The sequence below is a fragment of the Rickettsiales endosymbiont of Stachyamoeba lipophora genome (genome assembly GCF_003932735.1).
In the GTDB taxonomy this organism is placed as follows: domain Bacteria; phylum Pseudomonadota; class Alphaproteobacteria; order Rickettsiales; family 33-17; genus RICK01.
The window spans coordinates 646,896-670,349 of the sequence record NZ_CP033611.1 but is presented as its reverse complement, the minus strand read 5'-3'; the positions used below and the strand labels follow the sequence as shown (position 1 = coordinate 670,349).

Sequence of the window (23,454 nt, the reverse complement as noted above, 5' to 3'; positions counted from 1 at the left end):
TATTAATTGATCTTTATCACTACTAATTGTATAGCTTTAAAGTTAATTTAAACTTTAAAGCTATTTTTATGTTTACCTGCGCCAAAACTGTAACTTTTAAAGGTCTAAAAACCATTTTAGTCAATGTTGAGGTACATATTGCTCAAGGATTACCCTCTTTTGTCATTGTAGGTCTACCAGATAAAGCTGTTAATGAATCTAAAGAACGAGTAAGAGCCTCCCTTCAATCTATGGGGCTTGCGTTACCTGCCAAAAAAATTACGGTTAATTTAACACCGGCGGATCAATTTAAAGAAGGCAGCCATTTTGATTTACCAATAGCATTAGCTTTGCTTGCTGGCATGGGAATTATTCCTGTTGATTGTTTAGATGAATATATTATTGCTGGTGAACTTTCTCTTGATGGCAGAATAAACCATGTGGCAGGAATTTTGCCAATTGCCATGTATGCTAACGAAAATTTATTAGGAGTAGTTTGTGGTTATATAAGTGGTAAGGAAGCGATCTGGGCAGGTTCTGAAAAAATAATTGGTGCCAAAAATCTTTTAGATATCATTAAGCATTTTAAAGGCGAAGAATTAATACCATTACCAGAAAAGGCTACTGAAAATATTACTGAAGCCATTACTAAAATTTATGACATGGCAGAAATTAAAGGTCAACACATAGCCAAGCGAGCTTTAGAAATTGCAGCTTCCGGCAGGCATAATTTGCTTATGTCAGGTCCACCTGGCGCAGGTAAATCAATGCTGGCTAAAAGGCTGCCAAGTATAATGCCTGAGATGCATTCCCAAGAAATTCTGGAAAGTAGTGTGATCGCAAGTATTGCTGGTAATTTAGAGGAAGGAAAACTTTCAAATAAACGTCCCTTTAGAGCTCCTCACCATTCATGCTCTATGGCAGCAATGGTAGGTGGTGGCATCGGACCAAGAGTTAAGCCGGGCGAAATTTCACTTGCACATAACGGCATTTTATTTCTAGATGAACTACCTGAATTTTCTAGAAATGTTTTAGATTCTTTAAGACAGCCTATCGAAACTGGGGAAGTTCTTATTTCCCGTGCCCAATCGCATGTAAGCTATCCAGCTAAATTTCAACTTATTGCAGCAATGAATCCCTGTCCTTGTGGTTATTTGGATGATCCAGATCGTGCGTGCAGTAAATCACCAAGATGCGCTGAAACGTATCTTTCTAAAATTTCTGGACCATTACTCGACCGGATTGATCTACATGTGAACTTGCAGCCATTAAGTTTAAATGAATTACGCAAAGAAACTAAAGAAGAATCTAGCAAAGATGTTGCTAAAAGAGTTGCAAATGCTTTAGCTATTCAACATGTACGTTATAAAAATACAGCAATAAATAGTAATAGTGAGCTTGAAGGGCATGTGCTTGAGAATATGGTACAGCTTTCTGCTCCAGCAAAAATTTTGCTCGAACAAGCAATAGAAAAAATGAAACTATCAATGCGTAGCTATACTAGAATATTACGGGTGGCACGTACCATAGCTGATCTTGCTGGCATTGAGGATTTAGAAATTGATAAAGCTCAAATAGCTGAGGCAATTAACTTTAGGAAGATTTATTATAAATATTAACTAGATTTGCTGGCAGTACAAATAATTAATCTAACCTATAGTTAAATTATAAAAAACCATACTGAATTTGACAAGAAGAGCTTTATAAACATTTGTTCACTGATAGCATAAATCTTTGCAATCAATAAAAACATTTTTCATTCACTTAATGCGTTAAAAAAATAAAGTTTTCCCCTCCTGGTAATTTTAGATTGCATATCAACCTTGAGTTAACTTAACTGGATTATATTAATATTAATATAAATTTAATATATATAAGCGTGATAAAATAAAGCCTACAAAGGAGAATATCAATAATACCCAACCCAAATCCATTAAATGGATCATATCAGAAACTACTCGCTCAATTAGGTATATTGGAGCTAGAGGTTGCACAGCTAGCAATAGAGAAAGGAGGATTCACAGTGCAACTTCAAGCAAAGCAGGTATTGCTTGCAACATTAAATACAAATAAACAAAATATAGAAAACAACGCACTTTTTAGAAACACCATTAATAAAGAACAAGAATATAATAACTTCTCACAAGTAAGAGATAACTATCTCAGTAATATACATGCCTATGAGAAACAATTAGAAGCAGCGGCGAGTAAGAAAGGCGCAATAGTTGGTGGAGTAGCAGGATTAGTAATATCAACTCAAACTACTGTACCAGCACAAATAGCTGGTTCTGCTATTGCTACTAAACTAGCTGCCACTACAGGCTTAGTCGCAACTCCAGTAGCAGCAGGTGCAATAGTTGTAGTAGCTGGGGTAGCTTTAGGCGCAGCAGCAGGTTATGGCATAGTTAAAGTAATTGAAGGTGATATTGCTGCTAAAAAATATAGCGAATTAAAAACCGTTATGGATCAAGCAAAAGAAAGATATGATGCTGCAGAGCAAGCATTAAACAGTTTAGGCAGAACCCAAGCTGAATATAATCAATTGAAATTTAATCTTAGTATATTAATTCCACGAATCAAGATAGTCCAGCAAGCTGCTAATCAATCACAGCTAAATCTTAATCAGGCAGAGGAAAGGCTAGGCACAAAAAATAGAGAACTGCAAGTTCTTAGAGCTAAAACAGCAGAAGCTCTTTGCCAACTAAACTTAAATCGCGATATTTCTAGCACATCTGATAATAGTTTTTGGACAAAAATGGTTGATAAGAAAACCAAAAAAATTCTAAATAAAAACAATAATGAGGAAAGAATCAATAAACTTGCTAAATTAGATGATGAGCAGCAATTTAGAACTGAAATTATTGATAAAATAATAAACCAGCTATCTGAACAAGATCGTATACCATTTCAACAGGCTGTGACTGAACGAAACTGGTGGCAGGCAAAAATTAGAGCTGAAGCAGGACCTTCGCAACAAGCTCTAGCATCGTCTCAACAAAGATAATTTATCAACAGAGAATCTATGCCCCAAGGCAAGATACATACGATGCTACCACTAAATCTTATTATTATTTTTACAAAGATCAAAGAATTTTTAAATAAAGGGCTTATTATGCTAAAACAATATATTAGTACACTTTATAAGTTAGGCCTAGATAGTGGCATAGCTTTAGTAAGCAAACTTTATAATTCTTTAACTCTTTAGCAGAAAATAATATTTAAGGTGGTTTTAAGTAGCGCCACCGCAGGCGTGATAGGAGGAAGCGGCGTATATTTAGCAGGAGCTGCATTAAATAATAATGCCTTAAGGCTACATAAATTACTTTATTATAGCGGAATAGGAATATTATTATGCATTCTAAGCGGCCTGGGTTTATATGGTATGCTAGAGGCTTCCATTTATCTGGATAGAAAATTTGGCTCTAATATAGGGGCAGGTGTAGAGCAAGCAGGAAGAGATTTAATCCAAGCTCAACAAAGATATTATGCAGCTAGTTTGGCATCATTAAGAACAGCATATTATGAACATGTAAGTGATTCATCATTGTATACTCCTACTTAAGTTCAGATTTAGGTAAAGAAATTGACGCTTTGCTAAAACAGCTTGAAGAACATAATATTGAGAAAAAGCTATGCCCTAAGTATGATTGTTTAATTAATAAAGATATAATGCGTGAACCAATCAAGGATCCTGCAGGCCATTATTATGAACGTGAAGCATTACAATGGTGGTATAATCAAGGAAATGCAAAATGCATATTAACCCATCATTTAGAATTACCTGAACCTTATGCTATGAGTATTGATGAACAAATGCAAAAAGAAATAATAATCGCTCTCAAAACAAAATTACAAGAACATGGAATAGGTATTGATACAGCAGCCTCTTTTGTACAGCACAGGAGCGTTCAACAACAGGCGAGCATTTAGGAGCAACTTGGCTTTTTTACAATAGCTGATGAAAAATATATTTATTATATACGTATAGCAATAGCTAAAAAGCCTTTAAATAAAGGAGATGAGTATATTTTGTTATGTTATTATCTATTATATCGATAATTTTTAAACATTATCGACCCTTAATTTTTTTCTCAAAACATATTAAGTATTAAGCGACGATATAAGAAATTCATATATATGATCTACATAGATTTAAATGTAAAAGAAGATGCTTTAACCAAAAAAGGAAGCCTTTATTAGTAAACAGCAGCAGATTTATTATTTACAGTAAAGTGCTAATATATAGTTTGTCTTTTAAAACTTTTTAATAATTAATATTAATTATTAACGATAAATTTTAATGTACAATTCCCTTTTAGCTTTATCAAGTAGTTGCTGGGCTTTAAGAGCAGCTTTTGATTCTCTCAACTGATTGGCAACTTGCTTTTTCTGCGCTTCGTTTAACTTAATACTTTTATCACATAATGCCAGTAGCTGCCTATCCGAACCTAAAGTTACTTCTGCCACCTCTCTAGCATTTAATTCTGCTAGCTTATGAGCAAACTCTCCCCTTAAGTCCGTAAGCGGCATATCTTTATATTCATCAAAACTGGCCTTATATTGCTTGGCAAGACTTATAAAATCTGCACAGGTTTTATTATCATTTTTTAATGCTGCAATTTGTTTATCGTTAAGGTTGCTGGCATCCAAATTTACAAAAGTAACCTGCATAAACACCGGGTTATTAAGGGCTTTTTCAATTTCTGAATTGCTCACTTTAACGTCAGGAGAGATTTCATATAAAATAACTTTTTGCCATAAGGTTTGCGATAATAAATGATCTTCTAAATGCTTTGAAGATAAGTGATATTTATTCGCAAGCTCGGTTAAATTTTTGCTATTAAATTTTTGGCCAATTACTTTAATGGCATTTTCCTTTTCAATAGGGGATAAAGTAATTTTGTATTTAACAGCAATTTGGTTATAAGCTTGCTCGCTAATTAATTGTTCTAATGCCTCATTTTTTAGTTCTAAGCTTTTATATTTACTTTCTTTAACTAGATTGGTTAAAAGTTTAACCCGTTCATTGACATCGTTATTAGTAATAACGATTGAACCAACATTTGCAGCAATGTTACTTTCTAATGCAAAGGCAAAAGAATTTAGCAATAAAGCAATTAGCAATAGCGCATATTTAATCATAACTTTTAATCATTTATAGTTTTAAATTGTAGCTTAAACATTAATAAGGTTTCAGGCTTCTTATCACGGTCTCTAGTAAAGTCTCTTGCTATATTAAAACTTGAGATGATACAATCACCGTTGAAATTAAACCCTCCTCCTGCTCTTACCAGCCCACGATTTTGGCTAATAGTTCTTTTAGTTAAAATCTTATGAGCTTCTCCGGTAATTGCCAAGGATTTTGTTAGATCATACGCACCTTCTAGAGAAACCGATTTTTGTTTTCTCAGTGCTATCTCTTCTTTTTGATCAAGCGCATTATATCTTACTGTCATATGTACAGGATTTAAGTCTGATATTAACTCTAGTTCATTACGATGCCATTGAAAATTATGCTGATCCAACCTAAAACGATAGAACATATCAATATTATCATGCGGCTTAAAATAAATTCTGCCTACATAATCTGAACTATTGCGACTTAATCCGGATACTGCAGATAACCTTCTGTCCCGTTTGCGATAAAGCTGCCCTATCATTACACCGGTATAATAATTATTTATTCTAAAATCAGTATTAATTCCATAAATAGCTCTAAAACCACCTTCTACTCTATCAAATCCTGGGTAATGATTATGTTTTAAAAGATTACTATCATTAAGCTCAATATTGCTACTATCCTCATTAGCAATACGTAAATCATTATTGCCATAAGGGCTATAAACTAAATTTAAAAGTGGGGTAATTACCATTTTATCATTAGATAATGGATAGGAAAGATCAACAGCAGTTTGCGGTACTACTCTTCCTAAGGTGGCATTGATTTTTTCGTTGGTAGTTGAATAAGGCTTATTCATTCGGTTAACATGATAAAAATCTACCCTAAATGAATTAGTAAACTTTACTAGCAAACCGGAATCTAGCTTATAAGGAGAATGAAGTTGTACATCGTTAACAAATCTTACTACGTCTACTCCGTCTTTTCTCATTAAATTTAAAGCATTAAAATTATTAGTTAAATAATGTCTGTCATTTATTTCATGACGTTGCTGTAAATCAACAAAAGGTAATACAGCCGGATAATCTCTACGAAATTCTGCTAAATCCTGATATTTAAAACTATGCACTTGATATCGATTAAATCTATCAAGCTTATCTAAAGAAAACTGTGTAGTTAAATAAGAAGCACTATTATCAATATAATATTTTTTCAAATAAGTTTTATCATGAGCTTTGTAAAATGCAAAAAAAGCGTTCCAATCATTTTCAAATTTTAAATCGCCTATTAAATTAACATGCCCTTTAAAGCGCTTTTTAGGGAATTCCGGGTCTTTTTTAGGATTCGTGATTGACTGTCTTAATTCAATTTTACCTAGAGGGGTGAGCCATCTGCCGTGATTAAATAAAACTGGCTCTTCCATTGAAAAATACTGAATACTAGTAATTAAATCTTTATTAGGAGCTATATTAAAATAATAAGGAACTTTAACGGACCATCCCAATTGAGTACCATGCGCATATTTTGGTACTAAAAACCCACTTCTACGTTGAGCCTTAGGTCCATGATGGCTAATATAAGGTATATAGAATATTGGGGCATGATATATTTCAAACCATGCATTATAGTGCTTTAATGTTTCACCTTTATTAAGCACTAATGATTTTTTAGAATTAATCTGCCACATTGGCCCAAAGCCATTACACTTACAGGCAGTGTATTTGCCGTCATAAAATATAGTATCCTCAGCATTAGTTTTAATCGCAGATTTAGCTCTTAAATAACCATTATTAGCCAACCTGATTTCAATGGCTTTAACTAATCCTTTGGTTAATTTATCTGTTAAAATTACTTTATTAGCAAAAGCTATATTACCCTTTTCATCTAACAAAGTTACATTGCCAATAGCATAGGCTGAATCGCTATTTTTATAGTAAATCACCTTATCGGCAATTAAGATACGTCCTTCATATGCTATTTCCACTCTGCCTGTAGCAGTAGTTATATCTGATTGGCTATCATGCTCAATCTTATCTGCATTAATGGTAATCTTGTCATCTGGCAGAGCCATAATTGACTTATTAAAAACCGTACATAATAGCAAAGTTTTAAGCAAATATTTTACAAATCTATTCATGCATCTTCCTGATATACTATAAGTAAAGCAGCCACACTAAAAGCTATTACCACTGGAAATACTACCGATAAAAATAAAGGTATAGTTCCTGAAAGCCCTAATGCTCCTATAATTTGATTAATAAAGTAAATTACAAAACTAATTAAAATGCCCCAAAAAATTTCCATATTATTTTGTAATCTTTTGCTAATTTTAGTAGCAAATCCTACGGCAAGTACTGACATGGCAGCAAGCAGTAACGGCAGCAAACAAAGTGATAAAAAATATTGATAATGCCTAATTGCTGGTAGTCCAGCTTGCTTCATATTACTAATAAATTTTGGTAGTTGCCAGAATGATAGGTTGCTAGGTTTATTAAAACTTTCTTGTAATTTTTCAATAGTTAAGCTAGATCTCATTCTAATATTATATTGCTGAGCATTAATTTTATTAACAGTAGTCACTTTCGCTGAGGGTAATCTCCAGTAACCATTTTCTATAATAGCACTTTCTGCATCTATTCTTTTAATGAACTGAAAATCTTTACTACAAATAATGATACTGATATCTTTTAATTCATCTGAATTAGGGTTAATGCTTTTAGCATTTATAACACTAATTTTGTTATCCAGCTCATCTTTAAGCCAAATTCCTGACATCAATGCAGAAACTTGAGGTAATTGCCCACGAATAATTCTATCTTCAATTAACTCTGATTGATAAAACATTTTAGAAGTGAGAGGCGTAAGTAGCAATACATAAATTGTTCCCAATATAATGCTAGTAACAAGCGTAGGCATCATAAATTGCCATCCTGATAAGCCTACCGATCTCATAATAATCAATTCATTATTTCTCGATAATCTAGCATAGCAAACAGTTGCAGCTATCAAGCAAATAAATGGCAGGATTTCTTGTAAAGTATAGGGTAACCGGAGAGACACAATGTATAAAATTTTCTCTAGATGTAAAATTTTTCCATAAGAACGTCTAACCAATTCTAAACTATCAACAAGCGAGATGACCGAAGCAACAATGCTAGTCACAAGCATTAAGCTCGCCAGATATTGGCGAGCTATATAAGTAAAAAGCGTAGTTTTAAGTTTCATTGAATTTTATTTTGTTTTTCTTCTTAAAAATGCTGGTATTTCTATATCTTCGGGCGTTTCTTCAAACTCAGCTGATTGGATTTTAATTTTTTCTCTTTTAATCTCCTGGGTAGCTCCAAAGCCTAAAGAGTTAGCAAATCTGCTAAATAATCCGCCACTTTTCTGGTTTCTTTCCTCAATACGAGCAGTAGTTTTAGGTTCTATTTTAAGACCATTTGCAGTTAAATTACTATTGGCGGTTGATATTTCCTGCCTATTACTCATCTTTGCAGGATGCGGAATATCATCTAAATTATGTTGGCTGATTAGCTGTGCCTCTAGTTTTGCCAATTCATCATCTTCTTGGTTAAATTCTTCAATTTCTACTTGCTCTTCAATAATCTGAATATGCTCTTGCTTTAGCTCTTTTTGCTCATATTCTTGTTCAGGCTCTTGTACACTGGTGTTATCATCATTAGCTACTGCAGCAGTATTTAATGCAACTTTATTTGCCGATTGATCAATACCTGTAGCTACCACGGTAATTCGTATTACTCCTTCAAGAGCTGGATTAAAAGCAGAACCAAAAATGATATTAGCATCGCCTTCTACTTCTTCTCGTATTCTATTAGCAGCCTCATCCACTTCAAATAAGGTCATATCATAGCCGCCACTGATGTTAATTAATACACCTGCTGCGCCTTTCATTGAGCTATGATCAAGCAATGGATTTGCGATGGCTGCTTCAGCTGCGACAATGGCTCTATTGTCGCCTTTTGCCTCTCCAGTGCCCATCATTGCTTTACCCATTTTGCTCATAATGGTGACGATATCTGCAAAATCTAAATTAATTAATCCTGGCATAGTAATTAAATCTGTAACACCTCTAACTCCTGCATGTAACACATCATCAGCTATTTTAAAGGCATCAGCAAAGGTAGTGCGCTCATTTGCCACCCTAAACAAATTTTGGTTTGGAATGACAATTAAAGTATCAACATGCTTTTCTAATTCTTTTAAACCCATTTCGGCTAAACGCATCCGATGAGCACCTTCAAAATGGAAAGGTTTGGTAACCACGCCTACGGTTAAAATCCCTTTGGCTTTAGCTATTTTGGCTACTACTGGTGCGGCTCCAGTACCGGTACCTCCGCCCATTCCTGCGGTAATAAATACCATATTCGATCCTTCCAGCAGGCTTTCAATCTGAATGGCAGATTCTTCCGCAGCTGCGGCACCTATTTCAGGGGAAGCCCCAGCACCTAAACCTCTAGTAATGTGCTCACCTAATTGTAATTTTGTAGCAACTTTGGCATGTTCAAGCGCCTGTGCATCAGTATTTGCTACAATAAAATTTGCACCATCTAATTTAGATTCAATCATATTGTTAACCGCATTGCAGCCAGCACCTCCTACACCAAACACAGTGATAGTGGGCTTCAAAATTATATTTTCAGGAATATTTAAGTTTAGGGCCATTATTTTCCTCGTAGCATGATATAAAACTAACTACAACTCTAGTGCTTTAGCTTAAAATGTAAATAGTTTTAAGCAAATCAAAGCTTAATTTTCGCCTTTTTATTTATTAATTTAGCTTCGGTTAATGAGGTTGGTAGAAAAATCGGATTATACTGTTCTAAGTGTGCAATACCATATACGGCTTGTGGAGGTTTTATAGCCCGTTCAATGCCATTAATAATCGCAAAAATAATTGCTGCTAATACCTGCTCAAGCTTGGCATTTGGGGATGCAACCCGATGCTCAATTCTAAATAATTTTGGCTCTCTTTGGCTTACTGGTATTCTGATGGCAACACTCCGATTATTCCTTCCCCATGATAGGGTCGAAGGATTTTCCATTTCTTTGCGGGTAAATCTTAAATAATTTTCTTCGAAGGGTGCAAAATATATTAAAGTGGCAAGTAAATTATGATAAAGGCCGCCAATAATATTTTCTAAATTTTGAGTAAAAAATTCAAAATCAGTAATACTTAAATTCACATGCAACCCTGAGCTTGGTTGATGTTCAAAAGGCACCGCTAACTCAAGATAGGTTGCTTGTATTTTCTGTGCAGCAACTTTTAGGCTCTCTTTAAACTGATTAAATTTGATGATTAGCGCGTTAGGATTTAAAAAAGGAATACTAATTAATTCAAATTGATACTTACCTTTTTCAGGTTTAATTATAAATTCCGGAAAGCTTTTTTCAAAAGCTTTAAAGAAACTTGCCAAATCAAACTCAGCAGAGCAGGGGATGAAATAAAATTCATACTCTATGCCGAATTTAATCTGGCAACCAAATTTTTCTTGAAATATTGAATAATATTTAAGCAATGTTATGAGATTTAAGCCAATCTAAAATTGAACTTTTTGGCAGTGCACCAACTTTAGTATCAATAAGTTTGCCATCTTTAAATACCATCATAGTTGGTATCCCTCTTACCCCATAGTTTTGAGGTGAATTAGGATTTTCATCAATATTAACTTTAACTACTTTTAGGTTGCTCACTTCATTGCTAATTTCATCAATTATAGGAATTAATTGACGGCATGGGCCACACCATTCAGCCCAAAAATCTACTAACACAGGAGTAGAGGAACTTAATACTTCTTGTTCAAAATCTTGATCATTTATATTTTTTGCCATAATAAACCTTAACCTCGGGTAAATATTAAATTATTGTTATCTGACTGTTGTTCATTAAACTTATACCCCTTTTCATGAAAACTTTCTAGGTCTTTTTGCTTAGTGATTCGATTACGGATTAGCCAATTAGCAAATGCCCCTCTGGCACGTTTTGCATGAATCCCGATAATTTTATAAGCACCATCTTTGTTTTCTTTAAAATTAATATTAATTAATTTTACTTTTAATTCTTTAGAGTTAATCACTTCAAAATATTCTTGTGAAGCCAGATTAATCAATAGATCTCCAGCATTGTTATTCACATAATCAGTTATAGGTTGTTGCCAATATTGATATAAACTTTGGCCGATTAATTCTTTAGTATTCGTACCCATTTCTAAGCGATAAGGATAAAGTAAATCAAGCGGTTTTAGAATTCCAAACAACCCTGAGAGAATGGCTATATGGCGGTTTGCAAATTCAAAATCTTGTAGAGAATAATTATCCACTTCAAGATCTAAATATACATCCCCTTTAAAGCAAAGTAATGCTGGTCTCAATAATTGATTACTATGGTAATCTTCACTAAACTGTTGATATCTTTGGTAATTTAGCTCGGCAAGCTTATGGCTAATCCCCATCAACTCTATTAAATTTTCTAACTTTTGGGTTTTAAGCTTGCGAATTAATAGTAAGGTGCGTTCTAAGAATTGTGGTAAAGTGGGTTGTAAATTTAAATTACACCCACTTTCATAATCAAGAGTTTTAGCAGGAGAAAGTAATGCAAGCATTTACTCACCTGTCATGATACGATCAACTAACTGTTTTACAGTAGGAACAAATCCATTGCTATAAAATGGATCAGTTGCAAATCTATAAGCGTTATGCCCTGAAAACATCAGTTGATTTTCAATATCTTCACCATGAATTGCCTTTTGCAAGGTTTTTTGTATACAAAAACTTCTTGGGTCAGCTTTTTTGCCGGTAGTATAATTTAGGTCTTCTTTATCACACCAATTACTAAATCTACATGCGCTTAAACATCCCATGCAATCAATTTGATCATGCAGAAGTTGCTGTGCTTTGTCTTTGGTAACAAAGATCAAAGTATCATCTGGTGTGCGCATCGCTTCATCAAATCCTTGGTTAACCCATTCATTAACGTTTGCTGCATTTTCAGGTTTGATAAATACAGATCTACCACGTGCACCAATTTTCAGTTCATAACTAAATTCTTCATTAGCTTTACTAACATATGCTACTTGGCGTTTAGCTCTTGCATCTAGTTCGTCGATAAAATCATTTCTGACAGCAGAAGAATAAAAGCCTGTAGGGCTAAATTGATTTAAGAATATATCACCTTGTTTTAAGGTTAATAACTTTTTCTTCCAGGCAGTTGAAACCGGGCTTTCTTGTGTTAAAATTGGGCGCGTACCAAATTGGAAGGCAATATTGCCAATTTCTGGATTATCTAACCAATCACTCCATTCATTAAGATGCCATACTCCACCTGCCATAATAATAGGAGTATCTGTAAGTCCCACCTCATTCATAAATTTTCTAATTTCTATTACTCGTGGCATAGGGTTTTCTGGTACATGAGGATTCTCACTATTGGAAAGACCATTATGTCCTCCTGCAAGCCACGGATCTTCATATACTACCCCACCAAGCAGCCTGGACGATTTATGATAAGATCTTTTCCACAATGCCCTGAAAGCGCGCATGGAAGAAACAATTGGGTAATAGTATACATTATATTTCTCAGCAATTTCAGCTACTCGATATGGCATCCCTGCACCGCAAGTAACACCATTAACTAAGCCTTTTGTCCCTTCTAAAATTCCTTCTAAAATACTTTCAGCCCCACCCATTTCCCATAATACGTTTACATGGATTCTGCCATTACCATTTGAAGCTTCGTAAGCAATTTTAGCTTGCGTTATACCACCTTCAATACCCATTTGTATGAGCTCTTCATGCTTTTCTTTACGGGTTGTACCCTTATATGTAGTTGGCTTGAGGTTACCTTGGTCATCATAACGGTCTGCATTTACTCCTGAAAATGTTCCTGTTGCGCCACTTGCAGCAAAAGCCCCTGAGGTTGCACCATTACTTACACCAATACCTTTCCCACCTTCAATAATAGGCAGAACTTCTTTACCAGAAATAAGCACTGGCTTAATTCGATTTAAAATAGACATACATACCAAATTAGATATTTAGGCGCAGTATAGAAAATACACAACATATTGGCAAGACGAATAAATTAGAATATTGAATTAACAAATTTTAAATATTAAAATTATTTTTTATATTTATATTTAAACCTTTAAAGCTGCTGGAAAAACAAGGTGGAGCCAACAGAAGAAGAGTTTATGCATTTGCTCCTTCTAGATGAAAAGTTGTAATTGGTACCTTAAAGGTATAATTGCAACTATTGATACTAGTACCGTTTATGCCTGGCATCCCTAAGAGCTTTTTTAATTAAGCAAGGCAATTCTTATGGTAAATCATAGAAGAATGTAGAAGCTACTTATGATCCTAAACTGCAATAATCATCCGGGTGCTATATGCAGTTAAAAGCTAAAAAAGCCACTTTGTATTTTGTTTCAATAACTTCGCTAAACTGTAAAGATCTCTAGCATCTACATTGTAAATATTGCCTAATAACTGAGCTATATACGCACCAACCTTTTCATGCGTTAAGTTAAAAAAGAAATTTTTTCTCCTATACTCAAATTTTAGTTGTATTGTAACTTTTAGTTAAATAACTGAACTGTATTAACTCATAATTAAGGTTATCAGTTTAATTATAAATCACATCATTATTTTTGAGGGAGGATACCATGATGATACCAAATCCACAATTGGATAACTTAAAATCTGAGCATGCACAACTAGATACACAGCGCCAAGAGTTAGAGACACAACGCAATGTACTAGAGGTACGGCACCAAAACGCCGCTATAGATATTAGAGTATTACAAAGAAGTTTACATAATACTACAACAGACCTAGCAGCCGAGCAAAGACACTTAACAACGCTACAGCAACAGAGAGAGCGACAACAACAGGATCCAAAATTTATTTTAGGAAACGAACATGAAGGAAAAGCAGATATTTTAACCAATCAGCGAGCGGATTTAGCAAAGAAAAAAATTAATTTTAATAAAAATTTTGAACCAGGATGCAGCATAGCAGGAGCTGCAGCAGGAGCTGCAGGTGCAGGCGCAGCTATTGCCCAAACTACGGCCGTCGCTCAAATAGCCTCGTATTCGATAGTGGCTAAGGTGGCAGCAGCTGGCGGTATAGCCGCCACCACCGTGGCTACCGGCGGGATCGCTCTATTAGGAGTTGGTGCGGCTGGCCTAGCGGGCTATGGCGCTGCAAAATTATCAGAAGATAAAATGTCAGATTGGTGGTATCAAAATGAGGTTGCGGCCTATCAGACAACCAGAGACCAATTTGACGATATTGTAATAAGAATGCGGAATATGAATACAGATGTAGCAGAGCATCAGAGACTTAGAAATAGCCTCAACTTAACAGAAGCACGAATTATTTCTTCTAACGCTCAACTTAACGAATACCAAGCTACAATTAGAGAGATCAATTTACAGCTAATTAGCAAGGAAAATACGCTTGCCAGTCAAGCAACTATGATTGCCAATTTAGACTCTCAGCTAAATGATAAAAAAATAAAAATTAATGAGCTTGAGAATAAAATAAATCAGATTTTACCTCAATCCCCGGAAGCTTCCCCCTCGTTTGCCGAGCAAGGTTCTGCTTCAGCGGCTATTACTCCCAGCTGGGTAGAAAAAATGAGTACTAGAGCAACCAAGCTTTTAACTAAAACCAATGAAGAGAGAATGTCAAAATTAGCAGATTATAACTCGCAGGTTAGAAAAGCTGTTTTGGAAAAATTAATACCTAAGTTACCTGAGCAAGATCGTGTTTCTTTTGTAAATGAAGCAAAAAAACGCAATTGGATTTCAAGCTTAGTTAACACTGAAGCATCATCTTCTCAACAAAGATAGTTTATTAAAGGAGCAACTTATGCCACAATTTCAACCTACTCACCACTCTGAATTTGTAGGTAATGCTGAACATAGCGACAACCCAACTAACATTGATAGAGGATATTTTATTGAACTGCTGCATAAAATCCAGCAATTTACCCGTAATACAACCGAGCAAAGCACTAATAGCGCCACAAGAGTTATACAAGCTTGCAAGCGGTTTTATAATTCCTTAACTGATACCCAGCAAATGTATCTAAATTTAACTCTCTATTGCAGCGCATGGGGAATAGGTATAGGAGCTGTATACCATCCGTTAATAGAATATCATCTTTATAGCGGACCTCATTATAATCTTTATAGAAATATAGGATTAACTGCTTTGGGAGGAGGAATAGGAGCAGCTAGTGGCGTGCCTTTTAGCGCTTTTATGCAATATGTTTTTGGCCCTCTTTTTATCAAATGGTATAACTATACTTACCCTGAAAGAATTGCCGAAGTGCGGCGACTACATGCTGAACAGCAAGAAGCCGCACAGGCTCTTCCTATAATTTTTAATTATAATACAGCATTAGGCAAAAAGATTAATTATATGCTTAGCTATTTTGAACTTGAGAAAATTGAATTAAATCTAGACCGAAAATACGATTGTTTAATTAATAAGACACCTATGCGCGAACCAATCAAAGCACCCGACGGCCAGTATTATGAGCGCGCAGCATTACAACAATGGTTTAATGATGGCCATAAGAAATGCTTACTTAATCACTTAAAAGAATTGCCTAATCCTAGCACTCTTCCAATTGATGAACAAATGCAAAAAGAATTATATGAAATCATAGAAGCACAATTTAAAGTTAGTACAAAGGCAGAATATTTAAAATATATTTCTTCTCAACTACCTTCTATATCTTCTCCTACCGATCCTGATTGGATGCATAAAATAACCAAAAAAACCGCTGGGCTCCTAAGGAAAACTAATGATGAAAGAATTTGTAAGCTTGAAGATTATCATCCTCAACTTAGAAATAGCCTTATAGAAAAGCTAGCTACCCAATTACCTGAGCAAGAGCGTACTATTTTTGAAAGGAAAGTGACTGAGCGAAACTGGTGGCAGAAAAAAGTTAGCACCGCCGAAGCATCATCTTCTCAACAAAAATAAATTACTAAAGGAGCAAGCATACGCCATAATTTCAACCTACTCACCACAGGTAGTAATGTTAAAAATAAAAATACCAGGCTAAACAAGCCTGGTATTAGAATACATTAACCATATCACAATTTAGATTATCTAGTCTTTCTAATGGATACGTTAGGAGCTTGAACTGGAGCTTGGATATCTTGAACTCCGCTCATATCAGGTACTACTCTTGATCTACCTTCATGGCTTACAAGCACCAATACTTTGTTGCCTATAGTTAGTGGGTTATCAATCCCTTGTACTACAGTCATAATTTGGCCATTAGTTAGTTTTACTACATATTCCATAGCATTTTGGGTCTTAAGCTTTTTCTCTGCAAAAGCACCACCCACCCCACCAATTACTGCTCCAGCAACAGTTGTTGCTAGGTTGCCTTTACCTTTGCCAAGTACAGACCCAGCAAGGCCGCCACCTAAAGCGCCAGCACCAATGCCAAAACCATTATCTTCAAGACGTTCTGCTGCTTGAACTTGGACTTGACGGGCATTGATAATAGTACCTTGATAACTAAATGTTGCCTCACCGACATGGCTTTCAGCATATACACCTGATGAAATTTCACGAGCACAACCATTTAATATGGAAAGGGCCGCAATAATGGAGATAATCTTAATACAATATAAACACATTTTTTACCTGATTTTAAAATTAGTAATAAATAATCACCAATATTAGCATGGATTCAATATAACTAAAATAAAAATTTTTATTAATTTTTGTTTAATTGAAGGATGGAAGTTAGGTCATAGTGAAGGGATGTGTAAAATTATTTCAGCGCCTAAAGAAGCTGTACCCTTCATGACAATAGGATGATCATGACCCTTCCAGTAAGTAATCAGCTTACCACCTAGCATTGATACGGTAAAGCTAGATTCATCACATAATTGCAGATAAAAACGCGCACTAATACTGCATGCAAGTGCTGCGCTGCCACAAGCCTGAGTAATGCCCGCACCGCGCTCATAAGTAATGATACTAATATGATCAGGTGCTGTTATCTGCATTAAGCTTAAATTGATCTTTTCAGGAAAAAGCTTGAGGTTAGTAATTTGTTCTCCATAAGTTTTAAGAAAAGTGAGATCTAACCGATCAACTTTAAAAACGATATGAGGATTGCCTACATTAACAGCAAAACCACTAAATAAATTAAATTCAGGTAAATGAATATCAGAGGAGTTAGCAATATCCGTAATAGGAATGTGCTCTTTACTAAATTTAGGAGTAGGAAAGGTAACCTGTATACTCCCATGCTCGAGCAGTGCTACATTAAATTTATTATTTAGATGGTTGGTTATAGTGAATTCAGAAACTTTAAACCGTTCTTTAGCCCAAGCTCCTAGTGCTCTAAAAGCGTTACCGCAGGCTTCTGCTAAGCTGCCATCACGATTAATAATCTTAATATTTAGCTCATTATCTATAAAACTTTGTATTAAAATAAGCTGATCAAAAGGTGAGTGTTGATCAATATATGCAAGTAATTGGGGGGTTGTAGATAAACCCGGTACATTTGTCTCTTCAATAAAAACAAACTTATTGCCCAAACCTTCTGCAGTGCGAAACTTAATTAGCATTCTCGTTAGAATTTTTCTTAAGAATTGATTTTGAAACAGGAGTTGATTCTGATCTTAATTGCCCACAAGCTGCCAAAATATCTCTGCCTCTAGGGGTGCGAATAGGAGAAGCATAGCCTGCATTTTCAATAACTTCCGCAAAAGTTTTAATTTGATTCCAGGCAGAACATTCATAAATAGTTCCCGGCCAAGGATTAAAAGGAATTAAGTTCACTTTAGCAGGAATGCCTTTAATCAGTCTCACCAGTTCTTTAGCGTCGGCTATAGAGTCATTAATACCTTTAAGCATTACATATTCAAAAGTAATTCTACGGGTATTGCTGGCTGCTGGATATTTTCTGCAAGCTTCAAGCAGTTCTTCAATCGGATATTTACGGTTAAGTGGTACAATCTCATCACGTAGTTCGTTAGTAACCGCATGAAGGGAGATAGCTAAATTTACGGCAAGCTCTTGGCCTAGCTGTTCAATTTTAGGTACTACACCGGAGGTGGAGAGGGTAATTCTTCTTCTGGATAAGGCAATTCCTTCCCCATCCATAATAATTTTTAATGCCTGAATAATATTATCATAATTATATAACGGTTCACCCATACCCATCATTACAATATTAGATACTAGCCTAGTCTCTTGAGTAGAAGGCCATTCATTTAAGGCATCACGTGCTATCATCATTTGAGTGACAATGTCGTAACTAGTTAGGTTCCTAGCTAGCTTTTGGGTGCCGGTATGGCAAAAGGTGCAATTTAAAGTACAGCCAACTTGAGATGATACGCATAAGGTTCCCCGGTCAACTTCAGGGATGTAAACTGTTTCTGCCTCTTGGTTAGTAGCGTAGTCAATTAGCCACTTTCTGGTGCCATCAAAAGATTGTAAATCTTTTACAATTTTAGGTCTAGCAATCGTATAATCTGCTTCTAGCTGTGCCACCAATTTTTTGCCAAGGTTGTGCATCTTATTAAAATCGGTTTCGCCAAAGTTATAAATCCAAGACCATAATTGTTTAGCTCTAAAGTTTGGTTCTCCCAGGGAAGTTATCTCCTGATTGAGTTCTTCTCTAGATAGGCCTATCAGTTGTTTTTTTGGTACATCAGTCATTATATATGCGCTCTAAGCCTTACTTGCCTGTTTACCTTGCGATATAAGCTTAAAAGTATCAACAACGCTCCCAGCATCATTAATGGGATCATGGTAATACCAATCTTATATTGATCAACTACCCCTAAGCCTATTTCGCTGGTAAATTTAATTGATAGTCCAATAATAGTATGGAATAAATATCCAAAAAGCATCATTATCATGTTGGCCACTGCAGAAGCAAGCGCAGAAAGCCTTGAATCAATCAGCTTCATAATCAAAGTTACAATCGTGATTTGATAAGAACTAGCTACCCCGATCATGGTCATAATTACAGCAATACTAGCTTTAGAAATTCCTTGTGACAATAACCAACCAAAAGCTAAAATCATAATAAAATTACAAATTAGAATTGAAAAGATATCATTCTTGAGTTTTTCAGACATTAAGCTTACTAGCGGGGCACCAAAGCACATTCCAATAAATACTAGTGAAGTAAGCCATGCAGCTTCTTGATTATCAAAGTTATAGACTGTTTTAAAAAACTGCTTACCCCACGTATCAGCAAAACCTTCTAGCGGGCCAATCATAAGCCCACCAGTAATACAAATAAGAATAATAGTAGGGTGACTAAAAATAATTTTTAAATCTTGAAGGGGAGTACCTTTAGAGGGCTTAATATGATCCATACGTGGAATAAATAAATAGAATGCTACACTTAAACCAACACCTAAATAAATGAGTCCCCAGATTATTTCTCTCCAACCTATTTTAACCATTAGCATATCTAGAGGAGCACCTGCATAAATAGCGCCACCCAAACCAATAGTGACGGCAATACTTAGCATTCTTGAGAATTTTTCCGGCGGAAAAAGTAAATTAATAATTTTAAATAATCCTAATATTGCTGCTGTAGAACCGCAACCCAATAAAAATCGACCCAGCAACGGATAAACCCATACATCGCTAATCACTAAAGGAATCATTCCTGCAGTAGCAATTAAAGACATAATAGGCAGTACATATTTAAGCTTAAACCTATCAAGCATAATACCAACCGGTATATGCATGAGAGCATAACCAATATAATAAATACCAGAAATTTGGCCAATTTGCTGCTCATTCATCCCAAAATGATTGGTAAGTTCAGGCAAAATTAAATTTGGAACAACGCGTAAAACATATTGATAGGCATAAAATAATGCACCTATCAGCCATACTAATAAGCTTTTAGATTGATTCATATAATTACTTTTTGGGTAAGCTTTTTATTAAAAATTCGGTTAAAAAATATGGTAGTTTATTTAAAATGTAAATCATAATTTTTAGTGTCATAGGAAAGGCAATTATCCTAGGATTGTTAGGCAATTGATTTAAAATAATTTTTGCCGCTTTTTCTTTAGAAATAATTAATGGCATTTTAAAATTATTTTGGTCAGTCAAATTAGTTTTAACAAATCCTGGGCATATTGCCGTTACATTAATCTTAGGGCTTAAAAGTCCCCTAAGAGCTAAAGCATAATGTTTTACACAAGCTTTCGAAGCAGAATAGCTTGGAGAGCCAGGCAGAGGTAAAAAACCAGCCATAGAGGAAATTATGGCAATAGAACCCTTTCCTTGAGCTTGCATCTTTGCGATTGCCGGTTCAACCGTATTGCTTACCCCGAGTATATTGGTTTTAAAGATTGCAGCGGCCTGCATTGCGCCTTCAAGTCCTTTAGCAGTGCCGCCTGAGATGCCGGCATTAGCAATCACTAAATCGAGCTGAGGGATGGCATCAATAATTGCTTGCATCTGTTCAGTATCGGTCACATCGCAAGCAAAAAAGTGAGCAGTAGCACCGCGTGCTTCACACTCACTTTTCACTTGTTGTAATAACTCATTATTACGGGAGATAAGATATAAAGTTACATCTTGCCCAGCAAGTTGGAGGGCTAAAGCTTCTCCTATACCTTTACTGGCACCAGTAATTAAAACCGAACTAAATCTAGTCTTTTTTGCTGGCTGCATCATGAGCTTTTTTGGCTATAACGGCCATACCATCAAGCTCACCTTGCTTGCATAAGCCTAGTAATACTGGATCTCTAGGTTTTAAGTTAGCTGAATTCCAATGTGTTTTTTCTTTTACTGCTTTAATTGTAGTTTTGGTAGTACCAATTAATTTTACAATTTGCGGATCACTAAGTTCAGGGTAGTTCTTAATTAGCCATAAAATAGCATCAGGCTTGTCTTGCCTTTTAGCAACAGGTACATATTTAGCAGCTTTTTTGCCTCTTCTAGCTTCTAAATGACGTTTGGCATGATCAGCAAGTTCTAGTTTGGCTTTAGCATTGCCTTCACATCTTTTAATTTCTTCCCAGGTCAGCTGGCCACGATTAACTGGATTATCTCCAATGATTCCTTTACAAACTTCATCATCTGCAATTCCTTGCACCTCAAGCACATGTAATCCACAAAAATTTGCAATTTGCTCAAAAGTAAGATTGGTATTATCAATAAGCCAAATAGCAGTTGCTTTAGGCATCAAAGGTAAAGTCATACTATTCTCTGAAAATAAAATTATAAAATACGTGTCTAAACTAACCTACTTCACATCAAATTGTCAATTTGTTATAAGTAGTATTAACAAAAAAGGAATAAATTATGCTCGAAAAATTAACTAACCGTACAGTCATAGGAATTTATGGAGAAGATAGAGAAACTTTGTTACAAGGTATTATCTCTAATAATATCCTAAAAAATGAACCATGTATCTATACATTAATCCTTACCCCACAAGGTAAGTTTTTATTTGATTTATTTATTTATAAACGGCATGACCATATGTTGGTTGATTGCTTGGCATCCACAAAAGACGACCTATTAAAACGCCTTAAAATGTATAAACTGCGTTCTAAAGTGGAAATTCAAGATCTAAGCGAAATTTATAAGGTTTATTTTGCTGATCAACCGGTTCTAGCCCAACAATCTTACCTTGATCCAAGGACAAATAGCGGCTATCGCATCATTACTGAAGCATCATTAGAGGTTAATGATAATTTTTACCAAGAGTTTAGAATTAATCAGGTATTACCCGAAAGTGAAACTGAATTAATTTGTGATAAAACTTTTCCGTTAGAATATGGTTTAGATTATTTAAATGCAATTGATTTTACTAAAGGGTGCTATGTCGGGCAAGAGCTGACTGCGCGTACAAAACATAGGGGAGTAATTCGCAAGCAGCCATTTTTAATTAAAGCACAAGGAGTATTAGAACCGGCACAAGAAATTATGGATGAGCATGGTAATAAGCTGGGATACATAACTTCAAGCTTTAATAATAAAGCGATTGGCTTTATCAGACTTGAAGAATTAGCTCAAGCCCAGCAGGTGTTGGTTAATGGGATGCAAATAGAAGTTATAAGGCCCGAGTGGCTTAAATAGATAGTAATAATCTTAGTGTTATCAAAACGTACGGCTAAAATAACCTTAGTATTTACCATGCGCTTTGATAACATTATAAGTTTTGTATCACCACTTATCTATAATAAGCTGGCAGTATTACGTGCAAGATCTACAGTAAATTCTTTACCTTGGTTTGCAGCGTTATGCATACCAGTGATTTGAGGTAAGCTGTTGCCCACCTTATCGGCAGTGTTTTTGATAAAAGTAGAATTACTTTTTCCAAATAAATAATATATGGTTAAACCTCCTACAACTACGGTTGCAAGAGTTAAAGCAATTTTAATTACTTTCTGTGGGGTAGAATGGTTATATATATTTTTGATTCTGTGTCAGATAGTATTATTTTCATGTAATGGAGACGAAGGATTGTTAGATGTACTGCCAGCGGTATGATCAAAAGGTTGCCTATCAGCAGGAACTTCTATAGTCGGTACTGTATTGCTATGTAATATGGTAAAAGCAGTTACTAAATCAGGATGTATGCCTCTATTGTTATCAATAGCTTTAAACGGATTATTATTATAAGCTAGGGAAGCAAAATCGTTTTTTCTTTGGCTCGAATAAATTCTCTCAGTTCTACTAGCATACAACCAAGCTTGTTATGACCATTTTGTTCACGACCGTTACGCCATAATGGGTCGTTAATACGTAATGGAATCTGATTTGCGATTATAATCTTATCTTGGATGCCAAGCAATTGTTGTGATAGTGCACGATTGCCCATAAATTTGCTATAAAGAGCTTGGCGTGTAGCTAGGTTGCTTTTTCCATCCACCCATTCTATTTATAATGAGTATTAAAATTTACAAAGGTTCTGCTGCGTTAGCGTTATGCTCTATAGCTGATTCTAGTGCAGACATTGCCATTTTTTGGCGTATTTTAAGTATTTGCTTATTGTCATCTGTTAAGTTCTCATAATTTGTGGGTATTAGCTTTAAAACTTGAAAGATATTTTCAGCAGATTTAAAAGTTAATTGGTCTCCATTAGGTAAAGCTATCTTAATAAGCTTACGCTGTTTGGTATCATCCTCATTCTGTTCATCAAAGAGAATAGGATTTTGATTATTTATCACTTGGGGAATATTCACACCAATTTTGGCCAGCATTTGGCGTCCAATATTATTTTCGTCCGGATTCCAAGTAAAATTTGACATTTTTTCTCGTTTATTAAACATTTATTAAATACTGTTGTTGGATTAATAAATGTTTACCAT

General features: G+C 35.1%; 23 protein-coding genes and 1 pseudogene. 7 read left to right on the top strand and 17 right to left on the bottom strand.

Annotated features, from left to right (window positions below; translation table 11 throughout):
* Window positions 1–68 precede the first annotated feature (68 nt).
* From EF513_RS02995 to EF513_RS02980, 4 genes are all read left to right on the top strand, one after another.
* Window positions 69–1,598, top strand: coding sequence for a YifB family Mg chelatase-like AAA ATPase (locus EF513_RS02995; RefSeq protein WP_125215937.1), 1,530 nt, complete (start codon window positions 69–71; stop codon window positions 1,596–1,598).
* Window positions 1,599–2,002: 404 nt separating this feature from the next.
* Window positions 2,003–2,983: a hypothetical protein gene (locus EF513_RS02990; RefSeq protein WP_125215936.1), complete on the top strand. Its 981-nt coding sequence runs from the start codon at window positions 2,003–2,005 to the stop codon at window positions 2,981–2,983.
* 219 nt (window positions 2,984–3,202) lie between these two features.
* On the top strand, window positions 3,203–3,541 hold the full coding sequence (locus EF513_RS02985; RefSeq protein ID WP_125215935.1) for a hypothetical protein: 339 nt from the start codon (window positions 3,203–3,205) through the stop codon (window positions 3,539–3,541).
* A 29-nt stretch (window positions 3,542–3,570) separates the two neighbouring features.
* Window positions 3,571–3,909 (top strand): RING finger protein, encoded by a 339-nt coding sequence (locus EF513_RS02980; protein WP_125215934.1) that lies wholly within the window; start codon window positions 3,571–3,573, stop codon window positions 3,907–3,909.
* A gap of 354 nt (window positions 3,910–4,263) precedes the next feature.
* Here the strand turns inward: EF513_RS02980 and EF513_RS02975 are convergent, their stop codons facing one another.
* From EF513_RS02975 to EF513_RS02940, 8 genes and pseudogenes are all read right to left on the bottom strand, one after another.
* Window positions 4,264–5,121 carry a SurA N-terminal domain-containing protein gene (locus EF513_RS02975; RefSeq protein ID WP_125215933.1) on the bottom strand — a complete coding sequence of 286 codons (858 nt, stop codon included), beginning with the start codon at window positions 5,119–5,121 and terminating at the stop codon, window positions 4,264–4,266.
* A 5-nt stretch (window positions 5,122–5,126) separates the two neighbouring features.
* Window positions 5,127–7,235, bottom strand: a complete 2,109-nt coding sequence (locus EF513_RS02970) for an LPS-assembly protein LptD (protein ID WP_125215932.1) — start codon at window positions 7,233–7,235, stop codon at window positions 5,127–5,129.
* Complete coding sequence (locus tag EF513_RS02965) at window positions 7,232–8,323, bottom strand: LptF/LptG family permease (RefSeq protein WP_125215931.1); 1,092 nt, start codon at window positions 8,321–8,323, stop codon at window positions 7,232–7,234. The genes EF513_RS02970 and EF513_RS02965 overlap by 4 nt, the downstream gene beginning before the upstream one ends.
* Before the next feature lie 479 nt (window positions 8,324–8,802).
* Window positions 8,803–9,781, bottom strand: a pseudogene (gene ftsZ / locus EF513_RS02960) (cell division protein FtsZ); the annotation flags it as partial.
* A gap of 77 nt (window positions 9,782–9,858) precedes the next feature.
* Entirely contained in the window at window positions 9,859–10,635 is a 777-nt protein-coding gene (locus EF513_RS02955) for a type I glutamate--ammonia ligase (RefSeq protein ID WP_164503808.1), read from the bottom strand.
* Window positions 10,628–10,948 carry a thioredoxin gene (gene trxA, locus EF513_RS02950; protein WP_125215928.1) on the bottom strand — a complete coding sequence of 107 codons (321 nt, stop codon included), beginning with the start codon at window positions 10,946–10,948 and terminating at the stop codon, window positions 10,628–10,630. The genes EF513_RS02955 and trxA overlap by 8 nt, the downstream gene beginning before the upstream one ends.
* Window positions 10,949–10,956: 8 nt before the next feature.
* Window positions 10,957–11,718, bottom strand: a complete 762-nt coding sequence (yaaA, locus tag EF513_RS02945) for a peroxide stress protein YaaA (protein ID WP_125215927.1) — start codon at window positions 11,716–11,718, stop codon at window positions 10,957–10,959.
* The gene (locus EF513_RS02940; protein WP_206425219.1) at window positions 11,719–13,125 is read right to left on the bottom strand and encodes an NAD(P)H-dependent flavin oxidoreductase; all 1,407 of its coding nucleotides are present in this window, start codon (window positions 13,123–13,125) and stop codon (window positions 11,719–11,721) included.
* A gap of 651 nt (window positions 13,126–13,776) precedes the next feature.
* On the opposite strand from EF513_RS02940, the gene EF513_RS02935 reads away from it, so the two are divergent.
* Window positions 13,777–14,967 carry a hypothetical protein gene (locus EF513_RS02935; RefSeq protein WP_125215925.1) on the top strand — a complete coding sequence of 397 codons (1,191 nt, stop codon included), beginning with the start codon at window positions 13,777–13,779 and terminating at the stop codon, window positions 14,965–14,967.
* Between the two features lie 19 nt (window positions 14,968–14,986).
* On the top strand, window positions 14,987–16,111 hold the full coding sequence (locus EF513_RS02930) for an RING finger protein (RefSeq protein WP_125215924.1): 1,125 nt from the start codon (window positions 14,987–14,989) through the stop codon (window positions 16,109–16,111).
* 125 nt (window positions 16,112–16,236) lie between these two features.
* Here the strand turns inward: EF513_RS02930 and EF513_RS02925 are convergent, their stop codons facing one another.
* The 6 genes from EF513_RS02925 to EF513_RS02900 all read right to left on the bottom strand — a co-directional run bounded on the left by EF513_RS02925 (window position 16,237) and on the right by EF513_RS02900 (window position 21,335).
* Window positions 16,237–16,779: a hypothetical protein gene (locus tag EF513_RS02925; protein ID WP_125215923.1), complete on the bottom strand. Its 543-nt coding sequence runs from the start codon at window positions 16,777–16,779 to the stop codon at window positions 16,237–16,239.
* 114 nt (window positions 16,780–16,893) lie between these two features.
* Complete coding sequence (gene dapF / locus EF513_RS02920; protein ID WP_125215922.1) at window positions 16,894–17,721, bottom strand: diaminopimelate epimerase; 828 nt, start codon at window positions 17,719–17,721, stop codon at window positions 16,894–16,896.
* A complete protein-coding gene (rlmN, locus tag EF513_RS02915) occupies window positions 17,711–18,817 on the bottom strand; it encodes a 23S rRNA (adenine(2503)-C(2))-methyltransferase RlmN (RefSeq protein ID WP_125215921.1) in 1,107 nt (368 codons plus the stop codon). Before rlmN ends, dapF begins: the two co-directional genes overlap by 11 nt.
* The gene (locus tag EF513_RS02910; protein ID WP_125215920.1) at window positions 18,817–20,040 is read right to left on the bottom strand and encodes an MFS transporter; all 1,224 of its coding nucleotides are present in this window, start codon (window positions 20,038–20,040) and stop codon (window positions 18,817–18,819) included. The genes rlmN and EF513_RS02910 overlap by 1 nt, the downstream gene beginning before the upstream one ends.
* Before the next feature lie 4 nt (window positions 20,041–20,044).
* Window positions 20,045–20,809 carry an SDR family NAD(P)-dependent oxidoreductase gene (locus EF513_RS02905; protein WP_125215919.1) on the bottom strand — a complete coding sequence of 255 codons (765 nt, stop codon included), beginning with the start codon at window positions 20,807–20,809 and terminating at the stop codon, window positions 20,045–20,047.
* Entirely contained in the window at window positions 20,784–21,335 is a 552-nt protein-coding gene (locus EF513_RS02900) for a cell cycle transcriptional regulator TrcR (RefSeq protein WP_125215918.1), read from the bottom strand. Before EF513_RS02900 ends, EF513_RS02905 begins: the two co-directional genes overlap by 26 nt.
* Window positions 21,336–21,439: 104 nt before the next feature.
* Between EF513_RS02900 and ygfZ the strand changes: the two genes are divergently transcribed.
* Window positions 21,440–22,219, top strand: a complete 780-nt coding sequence (gene ygfZ / locus EF513_RS02895; RefSeq protein ID WP_125215917.1) for a CAF17-like 4Fe-4S cluster assembly/insertion protein YgfZ — start codon at window positions 21,440–21,442, stop codon at window positions 22,217–22,219.
* A 350-nt stretch (window positions 22,220–22,569) separates the two neighbouring features.
* On the opposite strand, the gene EF513_RS02890 is transcribed toward ygfZ, so the two are convergent.
* Genes EF513_RS02890 through EF513_RS02880 form a run of 3 tightly spaced genes read right to left on the bottom strand, consistent with a single transcriptional unit; the run spans window position 22,570 to window position 23,394 of the window.
* A complete protein-coding gene (locus tag EF513_RS02890; protein ID WP_125215916.1) occupies window positions 22,570–22,830 on the bottom strand; it encodes a hypothetical protein in 261 nt (86 codons plus the stop codon).
* On the bottom strand, window positions 22,767–23,015 hold the full coding sequence (locus EF513_RS02885; RefSeq protein WP_125215915.1) for an NADAR family protein: 249 nt from the start codon (window positions 23,013–23,015) through the stop codon (window positions 22,767–22,769). Before EF513_RS02885 ends, EF513_RS02890 begins: the two co-directional genes overlap by 64 nt.
* Window positions 23,016–23,043: 28 nt before the next feature.
* A complete protein-coding gene (locus EF513_RS02880) occupies window positions 23,044–23,394 on the bottom strand; it encodes a hypothetical protein (RefSeq protein WP_125215914.1) in 351 nt (116 codons plus the stop codon).
* Between the last annotated feature and the right edge of the window lie 60 nt (window positions 23,395–23,454).